This window comes from Pseudomonas sp. 30_B (genome assembly GCF_017491605.1).
Taxonomy (GTDB): Bacteria; Pseudomonadota; Gammaproteobacteria; order Pseudomonadales; family Pseudomonadaceae; genus Pseudomonas.
In genome coordinates, this window is the sequence record NZ_JAFGYY010000591.1 from 1 (window position 1) to 222 (window position 222).

1 protein-coding gene is annotated in these 222 nt (G+C 66.2%); it reads right to left on the reverse strand.

All coding sequences use genetic code 11. The features are described from left to right. Positions 1-222, reverse strand: a 222-nt coding sequence (locus J5M67_RS30095) for a sulfatase-like hydrolase/transferase (protein WP_207888792.1), incomplete at both ends; no start/stop codon positions are given.

A 222-nucleotide genomic window follows, 5' to 3' on the forward strand; every position in this document is an offset into this window, starting at 1 on the left:
CCTTCGGCCAGTAGGGGCGTTCCGGCTCTTCCTCGGCATTGAGGTGGTAGAGGTTGCCGAAGAACTCGTCGAAGCCGTGATTGGTCGGCAGGTATTCGTCGCGGTCGCCCAGGTGGTTCTTGCCGAACTGGCCGGTGGCATAGCCGTGGGCCTTGAGCGCCTGGGCGATGGTCACGTCACGGGCCTGCAGGCCCACCGGAACCCCCGGCATGCCGACCTTGG